The organism is Streptomyces sp. NPDC001750 (genome assembly GCF_042892615.1).
GTDB lineage: Bacteria > Actinomycetota > Actinomycetes > Streptomycetales > Streptomycetaceae > Streptomyces.
Map to the genome: position 1 here is coordinate 1 of NZ_JBIAUE010000022.1, position 23,109 is coordinate 23,109.

General features: G+C 69.2%; 20 protein-coding genes and 3 pseudogenes. 10 read left to right on the top strand and 13 right to left on the bottom strand.

Annotation, left to right across the window (positions count from 1 at the left end; translation table 11 throughout):
- The 4 genes and pseudogenes from ACFYY6_RS28430 to ACFYY6_RS28445 form a co-directional block, all read left to right on the top strand.
- Window positions 1–243 (top strand): annotated as a pseudogene (locus ACFYY6_RS28430) (IS701 family transposase); the annotation flags it as partial.
- Window positions 244–1,163: 920 nt separating this feature from the next.
- Window positions 1,164–2,027: a TniB family NTP-binding protein gene (locus ACFYY6_RS28435; RefSeq protein WP_389196283.1), complete on the top strand. Its 864-nt coding sequence runs from the start codon at window positions 1,164–1,166 to the stop codon at window positions 2,025–2,027.
- Between the two features lie 462 nt (window positions 2,028–2,489).
- The gene (locus tag ACFYY6_RS28440) at window positions 2,490–2,984 is read left to right on the top strand and encodes a hypothetical protein (protein ID WP_388653075.1); all 495 of its coding nucleotides are present in this window, start codon (window positions 2,490–2,492) and stop codon (window positions 2,982–2,984) included.
- Between the two features lie 890 nt (window positions 2,985–3,874).
- Entirely contained in the window at window positions 3,875–4,930 is a 1,056-nt protein-coding gene (locus ACFYY6_RS28445) for a hypothetical protein (RefSeq protein ID WP_388653073.1), read from the top strand.
- Window positions 4,931–5,450: 520 nt separating this feature from the next.
- Here the strand turns inward: ACFYY6_RS28445 and ACFYY6_RS28450 are convergent.
- From ACFYY6_RS28450 to ACFYY6_RS28470, 5 genes are read right to left on the bottom strand one after another with little or no spacing between them, the layout of a single operon-like run.
- The gene (locus tag ACFYY6_RS28450) at window positions 5,451–5,843 is read right to left on the bottom strand and encodes a hypothetical protein (protein ID WP_388968830.1); all 393 of its coding nucleotides are present in this window, start codon (window positions 5,841–5,843) and stop codon (window positions 5,451–5,453) included.
- Window positions 5,843–6,742 (bottom strand): tyrosine-type recombinase/integrase, encoded by a 900-nt coding sequence (locus tag ACFYY6_RS28455; RefSeq protein WP_389196401.1) that lies wholly within the window; start codon window positions 6,740–6,742, stop codon window positions 5,843–5,845. The genes ACFYY6_RS28450 and ACFYY6_RS28455 overlap by 1 nt, the downstream gene beginning before the upstream one ends.
- Complete coding sequence (locus tag ACFYY6_RS28460; RefSeq protein ID WP_389196285.1) at window positions 6,645–7,712, bottom strand: hypothetical protein; 1,068 nt, start codon at window positions 7,710–7,712, stop codon at window positions 6,645–6,647. Before ACFYY6_RS28460 ends, ACFYY6_RS28455 begins: the two co-directional genes overlap by 98 nt.
- Window positions 7,664–8,323 carry a hypothetical protein gene (locus ACFYY6_RS28465; RefSeq protein WP_389196287.1) on the bottom strand — a complete coding sequence of 220 codons (660 nt, stop codon included), beginning with the start codon at window positions 8,321–8,323 and terminating at the stop codon, window positions 7,664–7,666. The genes ACFYY6_RS28460 and ACFYY6_RS28465 overlap by 49 nt, the downstream gene beginning before the upstream one ends.
- Window positions 8,320–9,480 carry a tyrosine-type recombinase/integrase gene (locus ACFYY6_RS28470; protein WP_351525098.1) on the bottom strand — a complete coding sequence of 387 codons (1,161 nt, stop codon included), beginning with the start codon at window positions 9,478–9,480 and terminating at the stop codon, window positions 8,320–8,322. The genes ACFYY6_RS28465 and ACFYY6_RS28470 overlap by 4 nt, the downstream gene beginning before the upstream one ends.
- A gap of 277 nt (window positions 9,481–9,757) precedes the next feature.
- Here ACFYY6_RS28470 and ACFYY6_RS28475 point away from each other — a divergent pair, with 277 nt between their 5' ends.
- The 4 genes from ACFYY6_RS28475 to ACFYY6_RS28490 all read left to right on the top strand — a co-directional run bounded on the left by ACFYY6_RS28475 (window position 9,758) and on the right by ACFYY6_RS28490 (window position 14,167).
- A complete protein-coding gene (locus tag ACFYY6_RS28475; RefSeq protein ID WP_389196289.1) occupies window positions 9,758–11,056 on the top strand; it encodes a helicase associated domain-containing protein in 1,299 nt (432 codons plus the stop codon).
- 190 nt (window positions 11,057–11,246) lie between these two features.
- Complete coding sequence (locus ACFYY6_RS28480; protein WP_389196291.1) at window positions 11,247–11,912, top strand: hypothetical protein; 666 nt, start codon at window positions 11,247–11,249, stop codon at window positions 11,910–11,912.
- A gap of 28 nt (window positions 11,913–11,940) precedes the next feature.
- Window positions 11,941–12,984: a hypothetical protein gene (locus ACFYY6_RS28485; protein ID WP_389196293.1), complete on the top strand. Its 1,044-nt coding sequence runs from the start codon at window positions 11,941–11,943 to the stop codon at window positions 12,982–12,984.
- A gap of 103 nt (window positions 12,985–13,087) precedes the next feature.
- Entirely contained in the window at window positions 13,088–14,167 is a 1,080-nt protein-coding gene (locus ACFYY6_RS28490) for an IS110 family transposase (protein ID WP_351525361.1), read from the top strand.
- A 79-nt stretch (window positions 14,168–14,246) separates the two neighbouring features.
- On the opposite strand, the gene ACFYY6_RS28495 is transcribed toward ACFYY6_RS28490, so the two are convergent.
- The 8 genes and pseudogenes from ACFYY6_RS28495 to ACFYY6_RS28530 all read right to left on the bottom strand — a co-directional run bounded on the left by ACFYY6_RS28495 (window position 14,247) and on the right by ACFYY6_RS28530 (window position 21,791).
- Entirely contained in the window at window positions 14,247–15,053 is an 807-nt protein-coding gene (locus tag ACFYY6_RS28495; protein ID WP_351525360.1) for an urease accessory protein UreD, read from the bottom strand.
- The gene (gene ureG, locus ACFYY6_RS28500; RefSeq protein WP_351525365.1) at window positions 15,050–15,769 is read right to left on the bottom strand and encodes an urease accessory protein UreG; all 720 of its coding nucleotides are present in this window, start codon (window positions 15,767–15,769) and stop codon (window positions 15,050–15,052) included. Before ureG ends, ACFYY6_RS28495 begins: the two co-directional genes overlap by 4 nt.
- A gap of 25 nt (window positions 15,770–15,794) precedes the next feature.
- Entirely contained in the window at window positions 15,795–16,448 is a 654-nt protein-coding gene (locus ACFYY6_RS28505) for an urease accessory UreF family protein (RefSeq protein WP_351525359.1), read from the bottom strand.
- Window positions 16,449–16,456: 8 nt separating this feature from the next.
- Window positions 16,457–18,331: an urease subunit alpha gene (ureC, locus tag ACFYY6_RS28510; RefSeq protein ID WP_351633793.1), complete on the bottom strand. Its 1,875-nt coding sequence runs from the start codon at window positions 18,329–18,331 to the stop codon at window positions 16,457–16,459.
- A 32-nt stretch (window positions 18,332–18,363) separates the two neighbouring features.
- Complete coding sequence (locus ACFYY6_RS28515) at window positions 18,364–18,963, bottom strand: urease subunit beta (protein ID WP_351633796.1); 600 nt, start codon at window positions 18,961–18,963, stop codon at window positions 18,364–18,366.
- Window positions 18,964–18,974: 11 nt separating this feature from the next.
- Entirely contained in the window at window positions 18,975–19,361 is a 387-nt protein-coding gene (ureA, locus tag ACFYY6_RS28520) for an urease subunit gamma (protein WP_351525356.1), read from the bottom strand.
- A gap of 1,292 nt (window positions 19,362–20,653) precedes the next feature.
- Window positions 20,654–20,926, bottom strand: a pseudogene (locus ACFYY6_RS28525) (hypothetical protein); the annotation flags it as partial.
- Window positions 20,923–21,791 (bottom strand): annotated as a pseudogene (locus ACFYY6_RS28530) (DUF4132 domain-containing protein). The pseudogenes ACFYY6_RS28530 and ACFYY6_RS28525, both read right to left, overlap by 4 nt.
- 330 nt (window positions 21,792–22,121) lie before the next feature.
- Between ACFYY6_RS28530 and ACFYY6_RS28535 the strand changes: the two are divergent.
- Together ACFYY6_RS28535 and ACFYY6_RS28540 are read left to right on the top strand one after the other, a co-directional pair.
- Window positions 22,122–22,628 carry a SigE family RNA polymerase sigma factor gene (locus ACFYY6_RS28535; protein WP_351524001.1) on the top strand — a complete coding sequence of 169 codons (507 nt, stop codon included), beginning with the start codon at window positions 22,122–22,124 and terminating at the stop codon, window positions 22,626–22,628.
- A gap of 11 nt (window positions 22,629–22,639) precedes the next feature.
- Window positions 22,640–23,083 carry a cellulase gene (locus tag ACFYY6_RS28540; protein ID WP_351523999.1) on the top strand — a complete coding sequence of 148 codons (444 nt, stop codon included), beginning with the start codon at window positions 22,640–22,642 and terminating at the stop codon, window positions 23,081–23,083.
- Window positions 23,084–23,109 lie beyond the last annotated feature (26 nt).

Consider the following 23,109-nt stretch of genomic DNA (forward strand, 5'->3'; position numbering starts at 1 on the left):
GACATCGCCCACTATGTCTGCTACGGCCCCGTCGCCACCCGCCTGAAGGACCTGGTCAAGGTCGCCGCGGCCAGGTGGGCCATCGAGGAGTCGTTCCAGGTCGCGAAGAACGAGTGCGGCCTGGACCACTACCAGGTCCGCCGCTACGACGCGTGGTACCGGCACGTCACCCTTGCCATGGCCGCCCTCGCCGCACTTACCGCCATCCGCGCCCGCGAGCTGGAAAAAGGGGCTGCCGTTTAGGGCAAACCGCCCTGATACCCCTGTCCGTCGCGGAGATCCGCCGCCTCATCGGCCTGGTCCTCTGCCCGCACCGCCTCACGCCACAGCACCATCTGCGCTGGTCATGGTGGAGACGCCTCAGCCAGACCCGGGCCCGCCGCAGTCACTACAAACGCCGAGGCCACAACCTGCAACTGTGATTGCAGTACTAGGCCAAATCCTCACGCCATGACAGCGAAATAGTCATCCCACGACAGCCACGACTCGACAGCATCCAACGACGAACACGCTGTTCAGCAAGCCACCCACACCATCAAAACCCGCTGTCACCCCACCCGCTGACACCACCCCGACCAATCACAGCGCGGCCGTACTCGAGGGCCTGGCCACCGGCCTGCCGGCACCACGCCGGCCGAGCATGCCCGGCGGCACCGAGCTCGGGGAAGGTGAGGAAGCAGCGAGCAGCGGGCAAGCCGCTCTACCCGTTCGGGCCGAGGCTGCTGGCGCGTCGCAGACCGGGCCGGCGCCGGATGGGGAGTGGGGCGAGAGCCTGGACGACCTCGCGGCCACCGGCCCGGCCGGCGGGACCGACAGGGATGAGGCAGGCGAAGCAGACACGGACACGTCGCTCGCTGGCGTGCGTGCTGGCGGATACGGGCTGTGGAACGCCGAAACGGAGGCCGAACAGTGGTGAACGACCCACTGGGCATGGGAGAAGTGTCGAAGGCCGGTGCCGTTTCAACCGCGCGCCGACCGGCGGACTCTGGGGTAAGCGCCGAAGGTGTCGCGGGGGGTGAGGGCGGCAACGGGCAGGCGCAGCCCGGTTCGGTGACGTGTGGGACGGGTTCGCCTGCTTCGCCACCACACCCGTGACCGGGCCTCCCGCGCCGGGAACGCCCCCGCGCAGCCTCGAGGAACGCTTGGGCTATCACTCGCAGTTCGTGACGGTACGTACTCCGGCCATCGAGGCACTGGCCAAGCAGGTACGCACCTTGATGGTCCTGGGTCGCCACCAGCAGGTCACCGCACGCCCGTCCCTGATCGTCACCGGTCCCGCCGGGGCGGGCAAGACCACCGCGCTGCTCCAAGTCGGACGCGCCTGCCACCTCGCCCACACGCGGCGACACGGCGACACCGGCGCGGGCGGGCAGGTGCCGGTCGCCTACGTGCTCGTGCCTCCCGCCGCCAGCGCGAAGACCCTCGCCCTGGAATTCGCCCGCTACCTCGGCATCCCCGTCGCGGGCCGTATGTCCCAGGCCCACATTGTGGGCAGCGTCTGCCATGCCTACACGCAGGCGGGTGTGCGGCTGGTGCTGATCGACGAGATCCACCGGCTCAATCCCCGCACCACCACCGGCGCCCAGAGCGCCGACCTGCTGAAAGACCTGACCGAACGCATCGGTGCGACGTTCGTGTACGCGGGCATCGATGTCACCACGACCGCGCTGTTCAGCGGTGTGCGCGGGGCGCAGCTCGCCGCACGCGCCTCTCTTGTCGACTGCGGTCCGTTCCCCGCACGCGACGGTGGAAACGAGCCGTTCAAGGACCTGATCCAGGCGATGGAGAACGCACTCGACCTCCGTTGTCACCGGGCCGGGAGTCTGGTGAGTCTGGCGCCGTATCTGCACGCGCGTACTGCGGGGAGGATCGGGTCTTTGGCCCGTCTGGTCAAGCAGGCGGCCATCACTGCGCTGGTCGACGGCACGGAACGGATCATCAGGACCACCCTCGACGCTGTCCGCCTCGACCACCTCGCCGATCAGCACTACCGCCCCCGCACCCGCAACAAGACCGGCTCCCGGTGAGCCCGACAGTCCTCGCAGTTCCTTGGGCAGGCGCCCCCGGTGTTTGTGGGAGGCGGCGTACCCGCCGGCGGGGCATGGGCGGCGCGGATCTTGCCCCCGGCCCCGGGGGTGTTCCGGGTACGGCCGCTGCTGTTCGAAGCGACCGCCTCATACCTACAGCGCCTCGCTGGTGCCTACCGGCTGGCGCTGCCGCAACTCCTCGACGGCAGCGGTATCAGCGTCCACGGACACGGCGCCTCACCCGCGGCTGGCCTGTACCTGACGCCCGGCGCCGCTCACCGTGTCGCTGTCCTGGGCCGGATCCCGCTGGCGCACCTCACCCGTACCCTGCCTCACCTGACCCACCACGGCCGTCATGGTCCCGGGCCGGCTGGCGCGTACTGGCAATCCCTCGAACCGGAGCGTCAGCCCGTGGCCGCCTGCGCTTTGTGTACGTGGCACCGCAGCCGGGGTGTGACCGGGATGGCGTGGGTTCATCGGCCCTGGCACCGGCTGGTCTGCCCGCGCCACCGGAAAGCCGCCCCCGACCCGCGGCTCACGTCCACGCTCCGTACCTGGGCGGTGCCCGAACTGATCAGGGCCCATCACGCCCACCAGCGCCTTCAGCGTCACCCCCGGGCTCCGAGCGCCTGGATGACGGCACGCGCGGTCACCACACGCTGGTACGACCACCAGCAGCATCTGACCGGACGCTGGCAGCATCGCCTGGGCCGACTCGTTACGGGCAACACCTGCCTGGGCCGTGCAGGGACTGCCTCGGCTGTTCTCCTGGCCCGTGATCTCGTGATCTACCCCGAAACCGTCGCGCTCGCCCGCGCCCTGGCAGCCCTCCCCCACACGCGCCGATCCCGCACGGGCGATCTCCTCGGCGTGATCGCCCACCGCCTCGGACTCGACACCCTCACCCCCACCACCAGCGATCCCCTGACCGTCCACCTCACCCACACACACCCCTGACAAGCACCAACAAGCGCCAGGCACGGCCGACACCCCTACAGGTACCTATAGACGTGCCATCACACCCGCAACGAACACAAGATCAATCCCGCAGAACCACGGAACCACAGCTCAGCACGCCGAACAGCCAAACCGAACACCCCTGCACAGCACCCGGACACAGCCACCACCGGCCACCGCACCCACCCATAAATCCCCAGCCCAACAACAAAACACCAGGCCAGAACAGCCCAACTACCAAAGATCCAAAACTCCGTCACACTGGGGTGTTACGGCTGCCTCCTCTCGCCGGGGAGACGACGTTCTCCTTTCTGTGCCGTATCGCTGCTTGCTACGGGATGGAGGAGCAGTCGTTCCTGGCTCGTTGGCAGGCGGTGAACCACCGGCCCCGTCATGAGAGCGGGGCCGTACGTGCGGATGGGGAAGTGCTGCTGGACGCGGCGGCCCGGCAGTCGCTGGGCGCTGTGTGCGGGGTCGGGGAGCTGTCGCTGGGGCGGGCGTTGCCGTCGTGGGGGCGGGAGGATCCCAAGCTCGACGGACCAGCCGGCGCCAAACCGATCGGCGATTCTTCACGTTCTCCGTGAAGGGGCGGGATCGGTCCATCGGCGATGGCCTTACCGGTCGCTGGGCCCCGTACGAGCCGGATCCTGCGCTCATTGGGCCGGCTGCAACCGCTGGCTTCAGTGCCTTGTCTTCAGTTTGGGCCACGCCATGGTGATCAGTGGCTCCTGCTGGCCAGCAAAGCGACGCACTTCCAGCAGATCGGAGCCCACGGCAGTAGCAGGGCCTCTGTGGACGGCCGGCGCACTGCCCTGATGACGAATCGCTGTCGGTGGGCCGTGCCAGAATCACGTCTCGACTCCGGATTACGCGGGAAGGCGAGACAGTTCATGCTGATACCAGCGGTTTTGGTGGCGGAGACGGTGGCGTGGCAATCGGGGGACGGGCTTGTGCCGCGGATGCCTGGAGCGGGGTTAGTCGGCCTGTTGAACGGCGGGCACGTCGAAGTCTTCGCGCTCGCCGGGGTGGCGAAGGGGGAGGTACGGGCCTGCGCGCGCATTCCGGTTCCTGACACCCAGGAGGTATGTGACTTCACATTGTCCTGGGCGATCGCTCCGGATGCCTCGTTCGCCGTGTTCGGAATGCCGGAGGGGGTCGTCGCGGTCGGGGCCGATGGAGTCGAGCGCTGGGTTCGCCGGCAGGGGATGTCGGACGAGGACTTGGTCCACCGGTCGTGCGCAGTGAGCCGGGACGGAAAATATGTATGGGCACTCGTCGTGGGTGACGAAGACCCCGACGACGGCGATATGTGGGCGGTGCTGGATTCGGCGACGGGCGAGGTGATCGCTCAGACCGCGTTGGACGGCATGACCGAGTACTACGCCACCCAATCCCTGCACCCGGATGGTGTGCACGTCCTGCTCTCCATCGGTGAGGGGCAGAACGGCTGCTACACGTACTGGAGCCGACTTCCTGAGGAAGCGGACGGCGAGAACGTCGACGAGGACGAAGGCCGGCCGCCGCTGCTCAACTATGACGGCCTCGCGGACGACAAGCAGGTCCTGCTCGACATATCGCCTGACGGCGGGGAGTTCCTGACGGCAGGATTCAACAAGGATCTGCGTCGGCACCGCTTCCCCGATGGCGAGGTCCTGACGACCCTGGCCCGGAACCGCGTACCGCTCAGTTCGCCCAAGGACGACGGTTGGGTGACATGGGAGGGCGGATATCTGACGGCGAACACCTGCTTGGTCGTCTCGTCCTGTGGGGACGAAAGCCTGCCGCAGCCCTCCCAGCACTGGGTCTACCAACTGTCCTTGGACGAGCTACGAGGCCCCGTGCTCTATCCCTCGTCGGACAACGGTAGCGTGGTGCGCTGCCTCGGCGACGGGACCTGGCTCACCACGGACGCGGCGGGAACAGGCTTGCTGCGCTGGCGCTTGTGACCCGTACACGTGGTGCAGCGCGATCAGTGCGGCGACGAGAAGCCCGATCTTCACCACGCCGTACGGGTGCTCGCCCAATCACTTCGCTGGCCGCCCCATTGACAGGCAGACCGGCGGGCCCTCGGGCTGGCGGCCGCGCGTCAATTCCACACCCGTGAAGGGCGTCTGACCGTGCCCTGCAAACACGTCGAAAACGTCGACGGAGTCGAGGTGCGGATGGGGAACTGGCCCGGCAACGTCCGCGCCGCGCCGACCGCCTCGGCACCGAGCAGCGCACAGAACTGACCGCGCTCGGCATGCGCTGGTGAGACGGAGGCATGGTGTGCAAAGTCGTCGGTCTGTTGGTGGGGTTATGTGCGGTTCTCTTCTCGGATCACGCGGCGGAGGCTGGTGCGGGCCGCTGCGAGGTCGTCTTCGAGGCTGTTGATGCGTGTTTTCAGGGCGTCGTTCTCGTCGGTGGCTTCTTGGAGCTGGCGGGCCAGTTGATCGCTGTGGCGGGTGAGGCTGTCGACGCGGGTGGTCAGCTCTGGGGTGTGGAGGGTGTCGAGCTGCTGGCCAAGTTGGTGGCGTAGGGCGCCTTGGAGCTGGTCACGTTCAGCGCGGAGCTCCCTGATCCCTTGGCGGGTGAGGTCGGGTTCGGCGCGCAGGTCAGCCAGGGCAGCCGAGGGAGTGGTGCCTTGTGGGGTGGGGTGGTGCGGGCTTGCCGGGTCTGGGCGGCTTCGATGTGCTCGCGGATGCCGGGAGCGTAGGTGAGCCAGGTGGACACGCGGGCGGCGCGGGCAACGGCGGCGTGGGGGACGGGCTGGCCGTTGCTTTCCAGAGCGGTGATCGTGGTCAGGACGCGGCCGCGCTTGTCGAGGCTGTCGCGGCGTCTGGCCTGGGCGAGGGAGACGGGGTTGCCGCGGCGGTTCATCAGGGGGCTTTCGGGGATGCGGTCAGGGGCAAGAGGGTGTGGTTCTCTCCGGCGCGTGCTTTACGCAGCACGGTGGCGGCCTCTTCGATCTGTGCCCGTTCTGCAGCGGGGAGGGCGTCGAGGCGGCGGTGCATGCGGTCGGTGACGTGCTCGAAGGCGGTGATCTGGGCGGTGAGAGAGGTGATCACGAATTCGGCGGCGTCCATGGCGCGGGCGGTCTCGCGGTCGGCGCGCAGTTCGTTGATGTGTTGCTCGATGGCGGGGAGGTAGGAGGGGTCGGGGCGGTAGAAGCCGCAGCCGGCGCACTGGAAGCGGATGGGGCAGGCTCCTCCCCTGGCTTTGACGTTGGATGGTTCGGTGCAGCCGCCGTAGGGGACGGCGACCGACCGCATCTCGTAGGCGGTGGGGGTGCACGGGGCGGGCTGGCCGGTCTGGTCGATGACATGCGCGCTGAGTTTGGTGACGGCCTGTTGTTTCCGTTTGAGGGAGACGGTGTAGTAGCGCTGAGTCATGGCGATGGATTTATGGTCCATGAGTTCGCGCAGTACGTCGACGGGGGTTCCGGCATCTGCGTGGCGCTGAGCATAGGAGTGGCGGAAGGCGTAGGGGTAGATCAAGGCGCGGTCGAAGGGCAGGGGGTTGCCCTGTGCGTCGACGCCTTCGGCGTTCAGGCGGGGCAGGGAGTCGACCCACTGGCGCAGGGCCTCACTGAGGTAGCCGCTGGAGATGTAGGCGGCGCCGCTGAGAGCGGTCAGGGAGGGGAAGAGGCAGGCATCACCCCGGGCAGGCAGGTGCAGTTGGTCACGGCGGGCCTGCCAGACACGGATTGCCTGGGTGGTGGCCTGGATGATCGGCAGGCGGCGTCGGAGGCGTTTGCGTTTGTGGTTGTTCCAGATCAGCGTGGTCTGGCCGTGGTGGGTCTGCAGGCAGTCGCGCGGGAGGGAGACGACTTCCAAGGGGGCGGCGGCCGGTGTCGCGCAGCACGGTGTAGAGGGTGCGGTACAGCAGGTGGCGGGCGTCGTCGGCGATGTCGCGGCAGCCGTAGGTGGGGCCGGTGCCGAGAGTGTCGAGCTGGCGGATGACGGGTTCGGGGATCGCCTTGCCGAGCATGTCTTCGTCTTGCTCTTCGATGCGGATGGCGTGCTCGGCCGGGACGCGGGTGAAGGGGCCGGCAAGTTCGTCCAGGGAGCCGGTGCGGCGTCCGTAGTCGATGGGCTGGAAGAACATTCCGTTCAGAGTGCGGCGATGAGAAGACGAGTACGGGGTGCCGTCTTTGCGCAGCGCGGTGCTGAACGCGTCCACCACGGCGCTCGCGTCGGTGAAGGTGAGGGCTGCGGGATCGTGGCCGGCATCCGTTTGGGAAGCGAGGGCTGTGGACGCGATCCGCGCTGCTCGCAGGGTCCGCTTGAAGTCCTCCGTGCTGGGGCGGGCGGTGGTGACCCAGTGCCGCAGTGCATGGCGCAGCCAGAGCTGCGGGATGAGGCGCAGGTCGACGGTGCCGGGGTACTGGCGGCGTTTACCGGAGGCGGCGTGGCGCAGGCCCAGGACGCGGAGGTCGATGACGTCCTCGTCGGCGGGTGTGGCGCCGGTGAAGAGGGCGTATCCGGTGTGGATGGCGGATGTGAGGTTGTTGAGGGTGCGCACGGCTGCTTGGTGGGGTTTGTTGAGCCGGGCGGTGTTGGTGTCGTCCAGGAGGGTGCGGGCGTCGGTGAGGTCGCGGGTGATGCCGCGGACCCAGTGCGGTTCCAGGACCCTGGTCCACTGGTCCATCTGCTGCAGGGCGTAGCGCATCTCCCAACGCAGCAGCTCGGGGAGGAGTTTCAGGGTGAACTGGTGGGCTGCCAGGTAGGGGGTTGTGCGCTCGCCCATTGCTCGGCGGGCACACGGTGGTCGGGGTTGGCGCGGTTGGCAGCGCTCCAGGCGCGCCAGTGGTAGTTGCACAGACCTCGGGAGTTCATCGCGGCACCGGAGCATTCGGGGACCATGCAGATGAGTTCTTCGGTGATCGGTTTGACGAGCTCGCGTAGCCAGCGGTCCAAAGTGCCCAGGCGCTCGTGGTACCTGAAGCTTCCGGTGTGCGCGACGCACAGTCCATTGGAGGCTTGCGGGCGCACGCAGCGGATGCCGTCACGGGTGATCGTGCACTGCCCGGAGACCTGTCCCCGCAGGGACTGGCCGCGATCGGGGACGAAGGTGGCGGCGAACTCCTCGCGGGGCAGGCCGCTCTTGAGGCGATGGTCGCGGCAGTAGTTACAGAAGGATGCCGGGTTGCGGATGATGGCGTCGCAGCGCAGGGTGCGGCAGCGAGACGATGACGTACGCGGGCTGTCCAGGTCCCCGGTGAACAGCCACTGCTCGGCATCCCACTCCCCCGCCCGCCACTGGGGGTCGAGCTGCGAGCGCAGCCAGTCGGTCCACTCGGGCCGCTGTTCGAGGGCGAGCTGTACGGGGGCCGTTGCCAGCTGTGGGGCGGCGGTCACGGCTGCTCCTTGAGGGCTTGGAGGTGGTCGACGGCGGCGCGCAGTTCCGTGTCGTCGACGTGTCGGTAGCGTTGCAGGGACAGCGGCGAGGCATGTCCCATCAGGCGTTGGACGACGTCGCGGTCGACGCCGTCGCGCAGCCAGCGGGTGGCTGCGGAGTGGCGCAGTATGTGCGGCCGGGCCGGATGTCCCGCCGTGCGGGCCCAGCGTTCGAAGGCCTGCTTGGTGTTCGGATACGACATCGCGCGGCCCAGCGGCGGGCGGAACAGGTTCACGAACACCATGGGGTGGTGGGCCGCCTCGGGTACACGGTCGCGTTCGTGCTGGTAGTCGGTGTAGAGGGCGACGAGTTCGGGGGTGGTGGGGATCGAGCGGGAGCGGGGTGACTTGGCGAGCGCGTGGTTGGGGTTGTCCAGGCGCCGGTGCACGTGCAGGTGCGGGCCGGTGAGGGTGCAGCCGAGCATCTGGGAGGAGGCCAGGAAGTGCAGGTCCTGTTGGTGCAGGCCGAGGGCTTCGCCGATGCGCAGGCCGGTGGCGGCCAGCAGCGCGATCAGGAACTTGTCGCGGGCCCGGGGCACTTGGCCGATCATGTGGCGGATCTGTTCGGGGGTGAGGTCCTCGTAGCCCGGTTCGGTGATCTGAAAGCGGAACGCGGCCGCCTGGATATGGCGCCACTGGTTGTTCTCGCCGGTGTCGTAGCCGGGCGGGGCGAAGCGGAGGAATTTCGGCTGGGACAACAGCGAAACCGTGGCGGGGGCGACGAGGCCGTGCAGGGCCGAGAAACGCAGGAACTCGGCGACGACGATCATCACAGCATTCGCCGTGCCACGGGACCGGTACCGGGGCGGCGCCCACGCACGGGTGCGCCGGCTGCGGGGCGGCAGCGGTTCGGTGATCAGATGCTGCTGCAGCTGGGATAAGGCGAGGAAGCTGGGGGCGGCCCAGTCAACGCCGCGGGCATGGCAGTGGTTCAGGTACAGGGCGAGGCGGCCGGCGTAGACGCGTTCGGTGTTCGGTGAACGGCCCTTGTTCCGCAGACCCTGCAGGAACGCGCAGGCCGGTGCGTGCAGGGTGTAGGTGGCCGTGTCGGCGACCACCCAGCGTTTCAGGCCCGTTAACGGAAAGATCGAGCGTTCTGCGACGAAGACGTGCTCCACGTGCCGAACGTAACCAAGCACCATGTGGGGCTGGAGCAGTTCGTGGGAAACGGCCGCAAAGCCAGGTGGGAGACGTACCAAAGGTGCCTCGCACCCAACCCACCTCTAGATAATGGATACGGCGGAATGTGACGCGGTTCTTTTCTCTGATGCGCGGGGGTCGATGGTCGACATCGTGCAAATGGTCGGGCGTGCCCTGCGTACCCGGCCCGGTCGCGGGAAACTCGCCACTTTGATCGTTCCGGTATTCCTCAAGCCGGGCGAGAACGCTGATGAAATGCTGAGCTCGGACGCCTACACCACCCTCGCGAAGGTCCTCGGGGCCCTGCGGGCGCACGACACGGACACCATCGAGGCACTGACCGACCCCCGTAACCGAAGCGGCCGGAAGAACCCCACGGAGAAGCAGGACCAGGAGCACGACGGCGATGGCGCCGATGATGTCCTGGACGGTGACGGCCTGGAGGACGGCGGCGCGGCGCGGGTGCGGGTGGGTGAGGGGGCGGCCGGGGTGCTGCGGTTCAGCGAGGAACGCGACCCCGAGGTTCTGGCCCAGTTCGTGCGGTTGCGGGTCATCGACCCGGAAGGCGCGTACTGGCTGCGCGGGATCGAGGCCGCCACGAAGTGGCTGCGCGAGACCGGGAACACGGCGCTGCGGGTGCCGTACGCGTACGTGACGCCGGACACCGGCGGCTGGGGCGGGGCCGGTGGGTATCCGCTGGGGCGGTGGCTCGCCGAACAGCGCCGCTACTACACCGACGGAACCCTGGACGCAGAACGCCTCGTGGAGCTGGAGGCTTTGGGGATGGTCTGGTCCGAGCGGGACGCGGCGTGGGAGGACGGCCTGATGGTGGCCCGGCTCTACGCCGCCGCGCACGGCCACTTCCTGCCCCCGACCGGTGCGGTGTGGGCCGACTACCCCATCGGCGTGTGGGCGAAGAACGCAAGGGCCGCGGCACGGCGGGCGCGGGAGAACGAGGAACTGCGCGAGGCCGGCCGCCGCGTCCCTTCGGCGGCCGGAGCGATGACCCAGGCACGGCAGAACGAGCTCGACGCGATCGACCCGGGATGGTGCCCGGCCTGGGACACCACCTGGCAGCGCCGTCTGCGTCTCGTCCAGGCCCACGTCCGGGCTGGCGGAACCCTCCCGGTGGCCGCAGGCACGGTGATCGTTCAGGGCGAAGACCTCGGACGCTGGATCGCTGCCCAACGGCACGGGTGGGAGCAGCTGGTAGCCGCGCAGCAGTGGCTGCTGGAGAACACCCTTGGGCTCACACCGGCCGAGAAGGAGACGGCGGGGCGGCCGGTGCCGCGGGGGCAGGACGCGAAGTGGGCCGCGAACCTCGCTGCCGCCCGCCAGTTCCACGCCCGTGAAGGACACCTGCGGGTGCCTCGGAAACACATCGAGCAGGTGGCGCTGCTGGACGCGGAGGCGGGCCTGGTGGGCCGTCAGAACGGCGCTAACGAGGCCGTGGGGGTCAAGCTCGGCACCTGGATCGACAACGTCCGCAAACGCGCCGCCAAACTCACCGAACAGCGGCGAACGGACCTCGACGCCCCAGGCATGCGCTGGTGACTGATGCGAAGGAGGAGCAGCATGCTCAACGGTCAGTCCGACGCGTGCGGGCGAGGGTTGGCGCTCGCGTGCGCCGGCCTGGGTGTCGTCCTTGTCCCCGGTGCCGGTCTGGGGGGCAGGTACAGCGAGAGGGGGGCAGGTGTCTGATATCGGCGGGCCTGTCCATGGCAGCAGTGCGGTGTCCGGGGTCTTGCGCGTTGCTCCCCTTGCCGGGGAGACGACGTCGTCGCTGATCGACCGCATCGCGGCCTGCTACTACGGGATGGAGGCGAAGGCCCTGCGGTCGTGCTGGCGGTGGCGCGGTTCGCGGCCCCGGCATGGGGGCGGGGGTGTGCGGGCGGATGGTGAGGTTGTGCTGAACGCGGCGGGGCGGGAGGTTCTGGCCCGGTTGTGTGGGGTCGGGCAGGAGGTGCTGGGGCGGGCGTTGCCGTCCTGGGGGCATGAGGAGGCCAAGTTCCGTGCCGGGGAGGGTGGGGTGCCGTTGGCGGTGTGGCGTGTCGGGGGTGCGGTGGTGGGGCCGGTGGCGTTCGGGTGCCGTCTGTGTACGGCCCGGCGCACGGGGGCGCAGGTGCGGGTGGTGCGGTACGCGTCACGGTGGGAGCGGGTGTGCGTACGGCACGAGCGGTGGCAGCTGGACGCAGACGCCGACCAGCCCCACGAGTACCTCGACCTGCGGGGTCTGCCAGAAGTGGTTACGGCGCAGCGGCGGTGGGCGGGTGTGGTGCGTCGTGCGGTGCGGGCCGGTGTGGGGCCTGGGGAGGTGTTCGCGCTGGCTTATGCGGTGGTGGGAGGGGGCGTACGGGTGGGAGCGGGAGGAGGTCTGGCCACGGCGTCTGCATCGGGTCGCTGGTGGTGATGCGGGGGGTGATCTGGAGTGGTGGCGGGTGGTGGGGCGGGATGCGGTGATCTTCCCGGAGGTGGTGGCGGTCGCGGATGCGCTGCTGGACCCGGTCATGGCGCAGCTGGTGTGGGCGGACAGTGGGGGTGAACGGCCGCGGCCGCTGTGGGCGGACGGGAAGTTCTGCCGTCGCCTCGGCGAGCGGGTGGGACGGCCTTGGTTGGGGCCGCTGATCGCGGTCGACTACGGGGGCCCGCTGGTCGCGTGGATGGGCGCGGTCATCCGCCTGCGCCGCCGTCCCGAAGGGCGGTCGGGTCCGTATGCGCGATTCGACGAGAACCTGTGGTGGGTTCGGCAGGAACACCAGCCGTCATCGATGGCCGCAGGGCTGCGGGTCTTAACCAGTGAGAAGAAGATGCCCGGCTCGGGAACGAACTGGCGGGCCGTGGTGCCCGCCGAACAGCGCTTCGTGATCACCAATCTCCTTGGCGAGGCCGAGGAGCAGCTGCAGCAGTTGCGCGGTGCGCAGGTCGGCACTACCGCGGAGGTGGCCCGGTCCATGCTGGAGGGCTTGAACCGTGGCACGGATCTGCTCGACCAGATGCTGGGGCGGGTCATGGTGGCCGCGGTGAACACCGGGGTGAGGGCGGCCGCACCCGATGCCGTGGGAAGCGGTGTACCCGCCGGTGGGGCATGGGCGGCGCGGATTCCGCCTTTGGCATCGGGGGTGTTTCGGGTACGGCCACGGCTGTTCGAAGGGACCGCCTCCTATCTGGAACGCCTCGCGCATGCTTACCGGCTGACGCTGTTCCAACTCCTGGACGGCTGCGGCATCGCTGTCCACGGACACGGCACCGCGCCCACGGCCGGGCTCGTCCTCTCCCTCGACGCCGTCCACCGCGTCACCATCCTGAGCCAGATCCCGATAAGCCACCTCGCCCGCGCCCTGCCCCACCTGACAGTGAGGATGTACGTGAGCGTTCCCCGGCGGGGTCTGACCCACCGCCTGACTGACTCAGGGTCCTCAACCGGGATCTGTCGGCCTTGTCCGGGGGACGCTCCCCCGCAGCCGTCGGGCCGGGGGACGTGACTTCATAAGAGCCTGGCCAGAGGCCCCATCACTGTCTTGTCCGCCCTCCCGGCCGACGGGTGCCAACCCACCCGGTCGAATGGACAGGACGGCACACCCAACGATGGCACAGCACGAGGTCGAGGTCACCGGCGGCGTCGACACCCACAAGGACACCCACACCGCGGCCGCGATCGACTCGGCGGGCCGGGTCCTGGGCTCGGCCCAGTTCCCTGCCTCCGCGCTCGGCTACCGCAAGCTCCTGGCCTGGCTTCGGCCCTTCGGGACCCTGCTGACGGTTGGAGTCGAGGGCACCGGCGCCTACGGCGCTGGACTCGCCCGCCACTTGCGTGAATGTGACGTGGCGGTGGTCGAGATCGACCGCCCGGACCGCAAGACGCGTCGGTGGCAGGGCAAGTCCGACCCGGTCGACGCCGAGGCCGCGGCCCCGGCCGCGCTCGCCGAACGCCGCACCGGAACACCGAAGTTCCGTGACGGCCGGGTCGAGGCCCTGCGGGCATTGCGGGTCGCCCGACGCAGCGCGGTCCAGCAACGGTCCGACGTCACCCGGCAAATCAAGAACCTGATCGTCACCGCGCCGGAAGGCGTCCGCACCATGCTGCGGCACCTGAAGGACAAGGACCTCCTGGCCGTCTGCGCGGGCTTCCGTCCAAGCCTGGACCAGGCCGGTGATCCGCTCGCCGCGACGAAGATCGCTCTTCGGTCGCTCGCCCGCCGCCACCGCGAACTGGGACCGGAGATCGACGAACTGGACGAGCTGACAGCCCCGCGCACCCAGGAGACCAACCCGGCCCTGACCGAGCTGAACGGCGTCGGCCCGGACGTCGCCGGCCAGCTGCTGGTCACCGCGGGCGACACCCCCGACCGGCTCCGCTCGGAAGCGGCGTTCGCCATGCTCTGCGGCGTCGCCCCGCTGCCCGCGTCATCCGGCCGCACCCACCGCCACCGGCTCAACCGGGGTGATGACCGGGCCGCGAACGCGGCCCTCTACCGGATCGTGCTCTGCCGCCTGCGCTGGGACCAGCGCACCAAGCAGTACATGGAGCGACGAACCAAGGAGGGTCTGTCGAAGAAGGAGATCATTCGCTGCCTCAAGCGGTTCGTCGCCCGAGAGATCTACCACGTCCTGACCATCACCAAGGCCACCGCAGCGGCGCCGAGTCACCTCGCAGCCACTGCTTGACATCCATAAGAGCATCCCACCACAGTCGTCCTGGTCCCGGGCCGGCCGCCCCGTACTGGAAACCCCTCGACCCTGAACATCAGCCCGTGGCCGCCTGCGTCTTGTGCACGTGGCTCAGGCGTTGTGTGGCGAGTTGGTCCTGGTACCGGTGGCCGCGCATGGCTTCCTCGCACCAGGCGGCGAAGGCGGGGTCGCACAACCGGTCACGGAACCGGCCGATTCCGATCCAGCGCAGTACGGCCCCGGCCCTGTCCAGACGGAAGTAGGTCTCTCCCGGCCCGGTGGTGCCGGCTTCCGGTTTGCCGGGCGGTTCGGGTGACCAGCCCAGAGCGGTGACGGTGTCCATGGAGCGGAGGCTCCCGAGGACGCCCGGCATGCTGCGGGCCTGCCTGGTCAGGTCGAGGTGTTCCACTTGCACCGGCCCGGTGTCGTCCATGGCGTTCAGGGACGTGGTGAGGTCCCCGCCGGTCTGTCCGGCGCGGCCCAGGACGATCTTCTCCTGCATCAGGACCCTGCCGGTGCCGTGCAGCCGGATCCGAGTGTCACGGTGGGTGGCGATCCCGTCCGAGACCACGAAGGGCTTGCCCGCCCAGGTCAGGACCGCTTCGTCGCCCACCGTGGCGTCAATCGCCCACGATGACGGTGCGTCGCCCTCGTACGCGACCGTGCCGGTCGTCTCCACGACGTCGAGCCAGGCGCCGGGAGCGACGTCCACCTCGATGCGGACGTCGTCGCCGGACAGCAACAGCGCCTGGGTGGCGAGCAGGCCCACCCTGGCACCGTAGGCGTCCTGATCCATGGTCCGTGCCGTCAGATGCCCGGTCGTGCGGTGGACGCGGCTGCGGCTCCCCGTGCGGATGACGCTCAGGCGGGTCGGTCCGGTCACGCGTTCTGCCCTGCATGCGCCGGATCCTGGCCGTGCGTGTGGGTGTGGGGTTCCTCGCCGTCCTGGCCGGTGTGGAAGTGCGGGGCCATGGGGCCGGGGTCGACCGGGGTGTGCTCGCCAGTGCGGTAGTGCGCGAGGGTGTCGCGGACCCAGCCGGTCAGCATCCGGATGGACGCCTCGTCGTGCCGGGACAGCGCGACCACGGGGGAACCCCGGCGGGCTTCGCGCCCTTCGCGCGTCATGCGCTCGACGTCCACGCCCACATGCTCGCCGAGGTCGGTCTTGTTGATCACGAGCAGGTCGGCGCGGGCGATGCCGGGACCGCCCTTGCGTACGACGTCACCGCCGCCGGCGACATCAAGGACGAACAGCTGGGCGTCCACCAGGGCCGGGGAGAAGGTCGCGGTGAGATTATCGCCGCCGGACTCGATGATGACCAGGTCCAGGGGGCCGAAGTCGGCCTCTATGTCCTCGGCCGCCAGCAGGTTGGCCGTCACGTCGTCGCGGATCGCCGTGTGGGGGCACGCGCCTGTCTCCACCGGGCGGATTCGTTCGGGGTCCAGCACCCCGGCGCTCTTGAGGAAGCGTGCGTCCTCGTCGGTGTAGATGTCGTTCGTGATGACGCCCAGGCGCAGTTCGTCGGCGAGCGCCCGGCACAACGTCGCGATGAGCGAGCTCTTGCCGGTGCCGACGGGGCCGGCTACGCCCAGGCGCATGGCACGGGAGGGGACGGTGGCGTTCTCAGGCACTGAAGAGCCTCTCTGTGGTGGTGTCGTGGGTCTCGGCCCAGCGCTCGATGAGGGGGGCGCCGTGGGCGGGGATCTGTTCGGGGAGGTGGAGGCGGGCGACCTGGGCGGCCATCTCGTTGATGTCGGGGAGGAGTTCGTTCACCCATGTGGTGATGAGCAGCGGGTCTTGCGGTTCGAGTTTGAGGAGGGCCGCGGTCACGGTCTGGGCGTCGTCGTACCCGACCAGGCGGGCCAGGTCGGCCGGGTTCATCCCGGCGCGGTGGGCGAGCAGACCGAGCACGACGGGGCGCGACCAGGTGCGTGCGCGAGCGTCGACGGGGCCGGGCCAGAGCGTCTGCAGGACGCGTAAATACCCGCGTCCCAGGCGCCGGCCGTTGGCCCTCAGCGCCTGGCTGGGCGTCCGGGCGGCCCAGGCGGCCTCGACGTCGGCCAGGTCGCCGCCGCTCACCGCGACCGCACGGGCGACGACGGCGGTGCCCGCCTCCACGCGGGTGACGGTGCGAAGGCGGGAACGCAGGTACGCGGGTACCTGGGCCGACGTCGTGCCGGCCCGCAACGCCGGCTCCAGACCGGCGGACTGCGTGTGTCCCCCGGACGGGAGCCGGGCATCGCCCAGCAGGGCGAGCAGGAGCGAGGAGGTGCTCACAGGGCGCCTCAGAACAGCAGGTATCGCTGGGTGAGCGGCAGGCTCTTCGGCGGTTTCGGCTGGTCGAGGTACCAGAAACCGTTCAGGCTCTTGTGCCTGGTGAGGCTGTGGCCCTCCAACGGGTCGACTCCCGGGATCTCCACCGCGACCTTGAACGTGCCCGGGTCGATGTCGATGCCGAATCGCTCGCCGTTGAAGACCATGTCCGCCTTCTCGATGTCCTTGACGGGCTTCGCGCCCTTCAGCTCACGCCGCAGGCCAAGCGTGTCCTTCAGCGAGTCCTTGAACACGCCCTTGCCTCTCACCGTGCTGTACGGGTCGGTGCCGGCGGGCGGGTTGAGCACCTTCTCGGAGACGAACGAGTAGGACAGCCGGCAGGCGATCGCGCTGGCCATCGCGGGCCGCAGGAAGGTCGGCTGCGGGGTCGACACCGAACCGTTGGGGTCACCCAGGTTGCCGATCACCATGGCACCCGCCTTGATGACCATCTCGGGCCGTACGGCGAAGAACCGCGGGTCCCACAGCACGAGGTCTGCGAGTTTGCCCTCCTTCACGGAACCGACGTACTCGTCGATGCCGTGGGCGACAGCGGGGTTGATGGTGTACTTGGCCACGTAGCGCAGCGCACGGGCATTGTCGCCCTGCCCCTGATCGGCCCCGTAGAAGTAGTTCGCGTCCTTGAAGGTCTTGTGGCTCCACTCCTTCATGACGTGGGCGACCTGCCAGGTGCGGGTCACGACCTCGCCGATACGGCCCATGGCCTGGGCGTCGGAGGAGGTGATGGACATCGCACCCATGTCGTGCAGCACGTCCTCGGCGAACATGGTCGTGGAGCGGATGCGGGAGTCGGCGAACGCCTGGTCGTTCTTGTTGCTGAGATCGAGGTGGTGGGCGGAGGCCAGCATGTCGATGTGCTCGGCCACCGTGTTCGTGGTGTACGGAAGCGTCGGGTTCGTCGAGGCGGGCAGGACATTCCGCTCGGCAGCCACCTTCAGAATGTCGGGGGCGTGCCCACCACCGGCGCCCTCGGCGTGGAAGACGTGGACCCCGCGCCCGCCGATGGCGTCGAGGGTGGTCTCGACGAAGCCCGCCTCGTTGAGGGAGTCGGCGTGCAGGGTGACTTGCAGACCCCACTCCTCCCCGGCCCTCAGTGCGGCGTCCAGCGCTGCCGGAGTGGCTCCCCAGTCCTCGTGGATCTTGTAACCGCCGGCGCCCGCGAGTGCCTGCTCGTCCAGGCTGTCCTTGCTGATGGTGTTGCCCTTGCCCAGCAGCATCACGTTGACCGGCAGATCGTCGAAGCTGCGGTGCAGGTTCACCAGGTGCTGCGGGCCGGGCGTCACGGTGGTCGCCTTGGATCCTTCGGAGGGACCCACGCCGCCGCCGATCAGCGTGGTGGTCCCGGTGGACAGCGCTTCCATGACGGCCGAGGGGGAGATGTAGTGCACGTGGGTGTCGACGGCACCTGCGGTGAGGATCTTGCCCTCGCCGGAGATCACGTCCGTGGAAGGACCGATCTCCAGGCCGGGGGTGACCCCGTCCATGACGTCGCTGTTGCCGGCCTTGCCGACCGCGACGACCTTGCCGCCCTTGATCCCGACGTCGGCACGCACAATGGAATTGCCGTTCCCCCGCTCCAGAGCGGGGGCGACGTCCAGAATGATCACGTTGGTGATCACGATGTCGGGGGCGTCCTGCACACTGGTGACCGTTCCCTGCAGCATCGACTCGCGGATGGTCTTGCCGCCGCCGAAGATCGCCTCGTCACCACCGAACGTCAGATCTTCGGTGACCTCGATCCAGAGGTTGGTGTCGCCCAGACGGACCTGGTCGCCCACAGTCGGGCCGTAGGATTTCGCGTACTGCTCGCGGGTGATGTTCGCCATTGCATTCCTCCACCTGGTGTACGAGGGCCCTGTCAGTCGAGAGCGACGTCGTCAGCCGGCTTGTCCTTGCGCAGGCCCGGCACACGCCGCCTCCCGCCGATCGCTACGACCTCGATCGCCTCGCTGGGCGCGTTCTCGGGGCTGAACCGCATGGAGTCCCCGGGAGCGATGTCAAGGCGGTATCCCCAAGGGGCCTTCCCCGGCCTCTTCGACCGGTCGTACGCCAGCTCGCGGGCCGCAGCGATCTGCTCGGGCCGCACGCGCTGAGCATCGGTCAGAACGGCCTCGGCCTCGGTGGCGGTGTCCAGGTCGGTGAAGAACAGCAGGTCCTCATTGACGTCGGCCAGATGGAAGTGCGAACCGATCTGGATGTCGCGGTCACCGACGTTGACCACGTAGACAACGGCCTTGCCGCTCTGCGAGTTGAGCACATGCAGCGCGGCCGGATCCCTGACCCACACTCCTCCCACCTCGTACTGGGAGAAGTCATGGCACTGGCTCGGGTCCAGGGCAGAGGGCGGTACGGGTTCCGGCTTCTGACAGGGATCGTTCGCGGGACAGGCGCACGTGCCCGGAGACGTGACCGGCGCGGTCACCGGAGGCTTCGCGGCCAGCGGCTGGAAGTAGGGCATGGAATTCGACCTCAGCGGATAGGAGCGGGCAGCGGGGCGGCCTTCGGCGTGCGGATCGGGTCGTAGAGGGTGACGAGCTTGCGCCCGTCGGGGAAGGTAGCCTCGACTTGGAGGATGTCGAGCATCTCGGGCACGCCCTCCATGACGTCATCGGTCGTCAGGATGCTCTCGCCCCGGCCCTGGGTGTCACCCTTCCGCTGCTCCAGGGGAACGTCGGCATCGCTCATCATCTGGTCGACGGTGTAGTTGCCCGCCCGCGCTTCCTCGATGACCCAGCAACTGATGTACGCCACCGCCTCGGGGTAGTTCAGTTTGATACCGCGCTCCTTGCGATAGCTGGCCAGCATCCCGGCCACGCTCAGCAGCAACTTCTCCTGCTCCGAGGGAATCAGGTGCATCCGTGCTCCTCTGCCGTGGTGAAGGCGCCCCGGCCTCAAGAGAGACAACGGCACCGTGCGTCCCCGCCCCATGCCCGACCTCCCGGACACATCCACCGAGCTCGGCAGGTACGTCCGGTCAGCAGATCCCCCCGCAGACAGGCGACGCCCCTTCGACAAGCACCGTGCGACGCTGAGCACCGCCGTGTGCCCGGCGGCCGCCACGTGGAAGAGCAGGTCCACCTGCGCAGGTGGACTACGCCTACGGGATTCCCCGGATTCAGGAACGAAGCATGAGCCGACAGCGCAATGCGGCTCCACCGGTTCATCAGCCGAACCGCCCCGCGCCGCAGACGATCATCACGTCAAGGACCGGCTTGCTGCCGCATATCCACACGGTCACCCCCGAACGGATGCAGACGCGAGCGCTTGACCGAAACCACCACTCACCGCAACGGGAAACGCGCCGGCAGACGCTGCGACGCGGAGCCGGTCGACGTACGGAGCCGGAAGGACGGGCACCTGGTATTCGAGCGCCTGCGCGGTCCGCCTCGCCGCCCGCGGCCAGCAGCTGGAGAAACGCCTCTCGCTCGCGCCGGACGATCACCCCGCTGGAACAGCGCAACGTCGAGCCGGCATCGCACCTCGAAGAACGGGAGGCCGAACTGGAGGCCGCGCGCCGCCAACCGCGCGCCGACCCGGGCAGAGCACCTTCCTCCTCCGGCAACAGCCCGCCACACCAGCCGCACGACACACCACCAGCGCCGCACGCGGGCCCATGTCCGATCACCCACAACGGTCGTTATCGATCGCGACCACGGCCCCCTCGGGGCCTGCCGTCACAGCTTTCGGAATGTGCCGCGTTCCACGGAGTCGCGGCCCTGCCCAGCTCCGGCCCCACATCGGTGGCAGAGCCGATACCACGGGACCAGCCACCACCCGTCACCGGAAGAAAGAGAGTTCTCAGTGTCTGCTCGCACCCTCACAGCGGCCGTCGGTGCCACCTGCAGCGCCTTCGTTCTGCTGATGGCCGTACCCGGTTCGGCCTCAGCGGCCACCGGCCAGTTCCGCTACACCTACGCCACCGCCGAGGGATACGAAGCCGTCGGCTTCCTGACCAACCCCGCCAGTGGCGAATGCATCAATCTGCAGGGGCCTGCCTCCGAGCCGGGTTCCGCCAGCCGGGCACCGAAGAACCACACCAACGCCACCGCCACCGTCTTCCTCGATGCCGACCGCAACAGCGAGGTCTACTACACCCTGCCTCCCGGCGCGGGGGCCGGGGACCGTCTCCTCACACGCTCCGTGATCCTCTCGGGAAAGCCGAGTTCCTGGCGCCGGCCGAGACCGACCACGGCCGGCTCGCCCTGCGGCTCGAGTCCGAGGAAGCCGGCGGCGAGGTCCTCGGCAGGGCCCAGTTCGGCCGCGGCCAGCCGCACGACGACCCGGTCCTCGCCGAGCACCGCGTGGCGATAGACCCGTGCGGTCAGCTCGACGGCCGAGGGACCCGCACCCCGCGCGTCGGCCGGAAGGACCGCGCCTGCCGCGAGCAGCTCCTTGTTGTCGTTCCCAACCGTCCTGGTCACGCGTCCCCGCCCTCTTCGATCGTGCGGCCGACGTACAGCGCGGCGGCCATGCGCATCCCCTCGGACCAGGCCACCGGCCCGACCTCGGTCAGCCGCACCGCGCGGCCGTCCTCGTCGTGCCAGCTCAGCCCGCCGGTCTCCGACTCCCCGTCCCAGTACGGCTCGCCGATCCACACCGACGCCTCCGTGCTGCGGCCCCCGTCACATACTTTGCACGTGCGTAGCCACCGGACACCCGGTAGCCGAGGCCGGTGGCGCGCGCCGCGAGACCGAACCGCGAGGCGAACTTCCCGCCCGCGTAGTCCCGTACCTCCGTCACCGCCGTCGCCGGGCGCCCGGTATCCGGCGCGTTTGGCCTGGTCCAGGTCGCCCGGTGGATCTGCTCCACCTCCTGGGTGATGCCGAGATCGGCCGCGAAGTCCCGTACGTCGTCCAGGTCCGGCAGGAGCACGGGGTGAGGAAGCGTCACCGTGCGCGGCAACAGCCGCACGGTCTCACCATCGAGGTCGACCACCTTGAGCTCCCCGTCACCAGTGACGTCCCGCAGGAAGCCGACCTCGTCCGGATCGTCACCCACGACAGCCATGTCACGCAGCGCCGCCTGCCACGCCTCGTCCGGCCACACCCGCGTGATCAGCTCGGTCGGAACCGGAAGCGATGACACCATCCAGGCATCCACCCGAGCCACGCACGAGGCCGCGTGCCGGTCCAGCCACTCGGCCAGCTGCCTCAGCCGGTCGGCCTCGGGACTGTCGCGCAACGCCTTCGGCAGCGCCTTCAACTGCCGCCCCCCGACCCGCCGTGCGACCACACGCCCGTCCTCGAGGGTGATCTCGTACCCTCCACCCGCTGCCAGCCACGGCATCAGCCGTGCCCCTCCGCCTGTCCATCAGATGTCAGCGCAGCCCGAACCAAGGGTCACCAGGCCCCCTGAACTGCGATATGAGGGGAGACTGACGAGGGCCACTGACAACGCAGGTTGGTCCGCGCTGCCCCCGCAACAGCCTGACAAGAACCCCAGTACTGCCAGGGACGGTAGGCGCCACACCGCCCACCTCCACCAACCACACCGGAATCTCGTAACTTGTCGTCGACATGCCCTGTGATCCAGATCACGGGTCGCAGGTGCATCGCGGGTCGCACGCCAGTGCCTTTTACAGGGTGTAGGCAACCGGCGAGAACAGGAACAGTGCGAATGGAGCAGAGTCGAGCCCGGGCGTTCGACGAGTTCGTGGCTGCCCGCTGGTCGGTGCTGCTCCACCTGGCCCGTCTGCTCGTCGGAGGCGACCGACATCGGGCCGAGGACTTGTTGCAGGAGTCCTTGGTCAAGCTCTGGTTCGTCTGGCCCAAGGTCGCGGATGAGGCACCGGAGCCGTACGTCCGCAAGGTGATGATGCGTGCGGCGGCACGCTCGGGACAGCGGCGTTGGTGGGGTGAACGCCCTGCCGAACAGCTGCCCGAGGCGGCGGCGGTCGGCGATGTGTCCGCGGACGTGGCGGAGCGTTCTCGACTGGAGGCCGCGCTGGCCCAGTTGTCGCCGAAGCAGAGGGTGGCGGTGGTACTGCGCTACTACCAGGACCTGCCCGAGAGGCAGGTGGCGGAGGCACTCGGATGCCCGGTGGGCACGGCTCGGTCCCACGCCTCACGCGGAGTGGCGCAGCTGAGGCGGCTCCTGGGCAATGTGAACGAGCCGGCGCGGTGAAGGAGAACCCCATGGATCACTTCGAGCGGCAGCTGGCACAGATGATGCGCGACACCGAGGCGCCCACACCGTTCGAGCCGAGGCACCGGGAACGCCTCTGGTCGGGGGTGCGTGCCCGCCGTCGGAGACGAGCCGCGCAGAGCGCAGTCGGCTCCGTCCTGGCCGTCGTCGGCCTCAGTGTCGGGCTGACCCTGCTGCCCGGCCATGCGACCCGGGTCGAGCCCAGCCACCCCGGACCACAGCCCGCGACGAGCCCGTCGCCATCCGCCTCGCCCGCGACACCCGACCCGTCCCTGAGCGCGCCCCCCTCCTCGGGCACCTCCACCGCCCCCGCGCGCCCGGACGAGACCACCACAATCATGCCGCCGGGCACGATCGAGACCCCGCCGGCGAGCACGGAGAGCACGTCGCCGCCCTCGGCCCCGCCCTCGGGTACGGCGACCGCGCGGAACTAGCCGTCGACCGCCTCGTCCTCACCCAT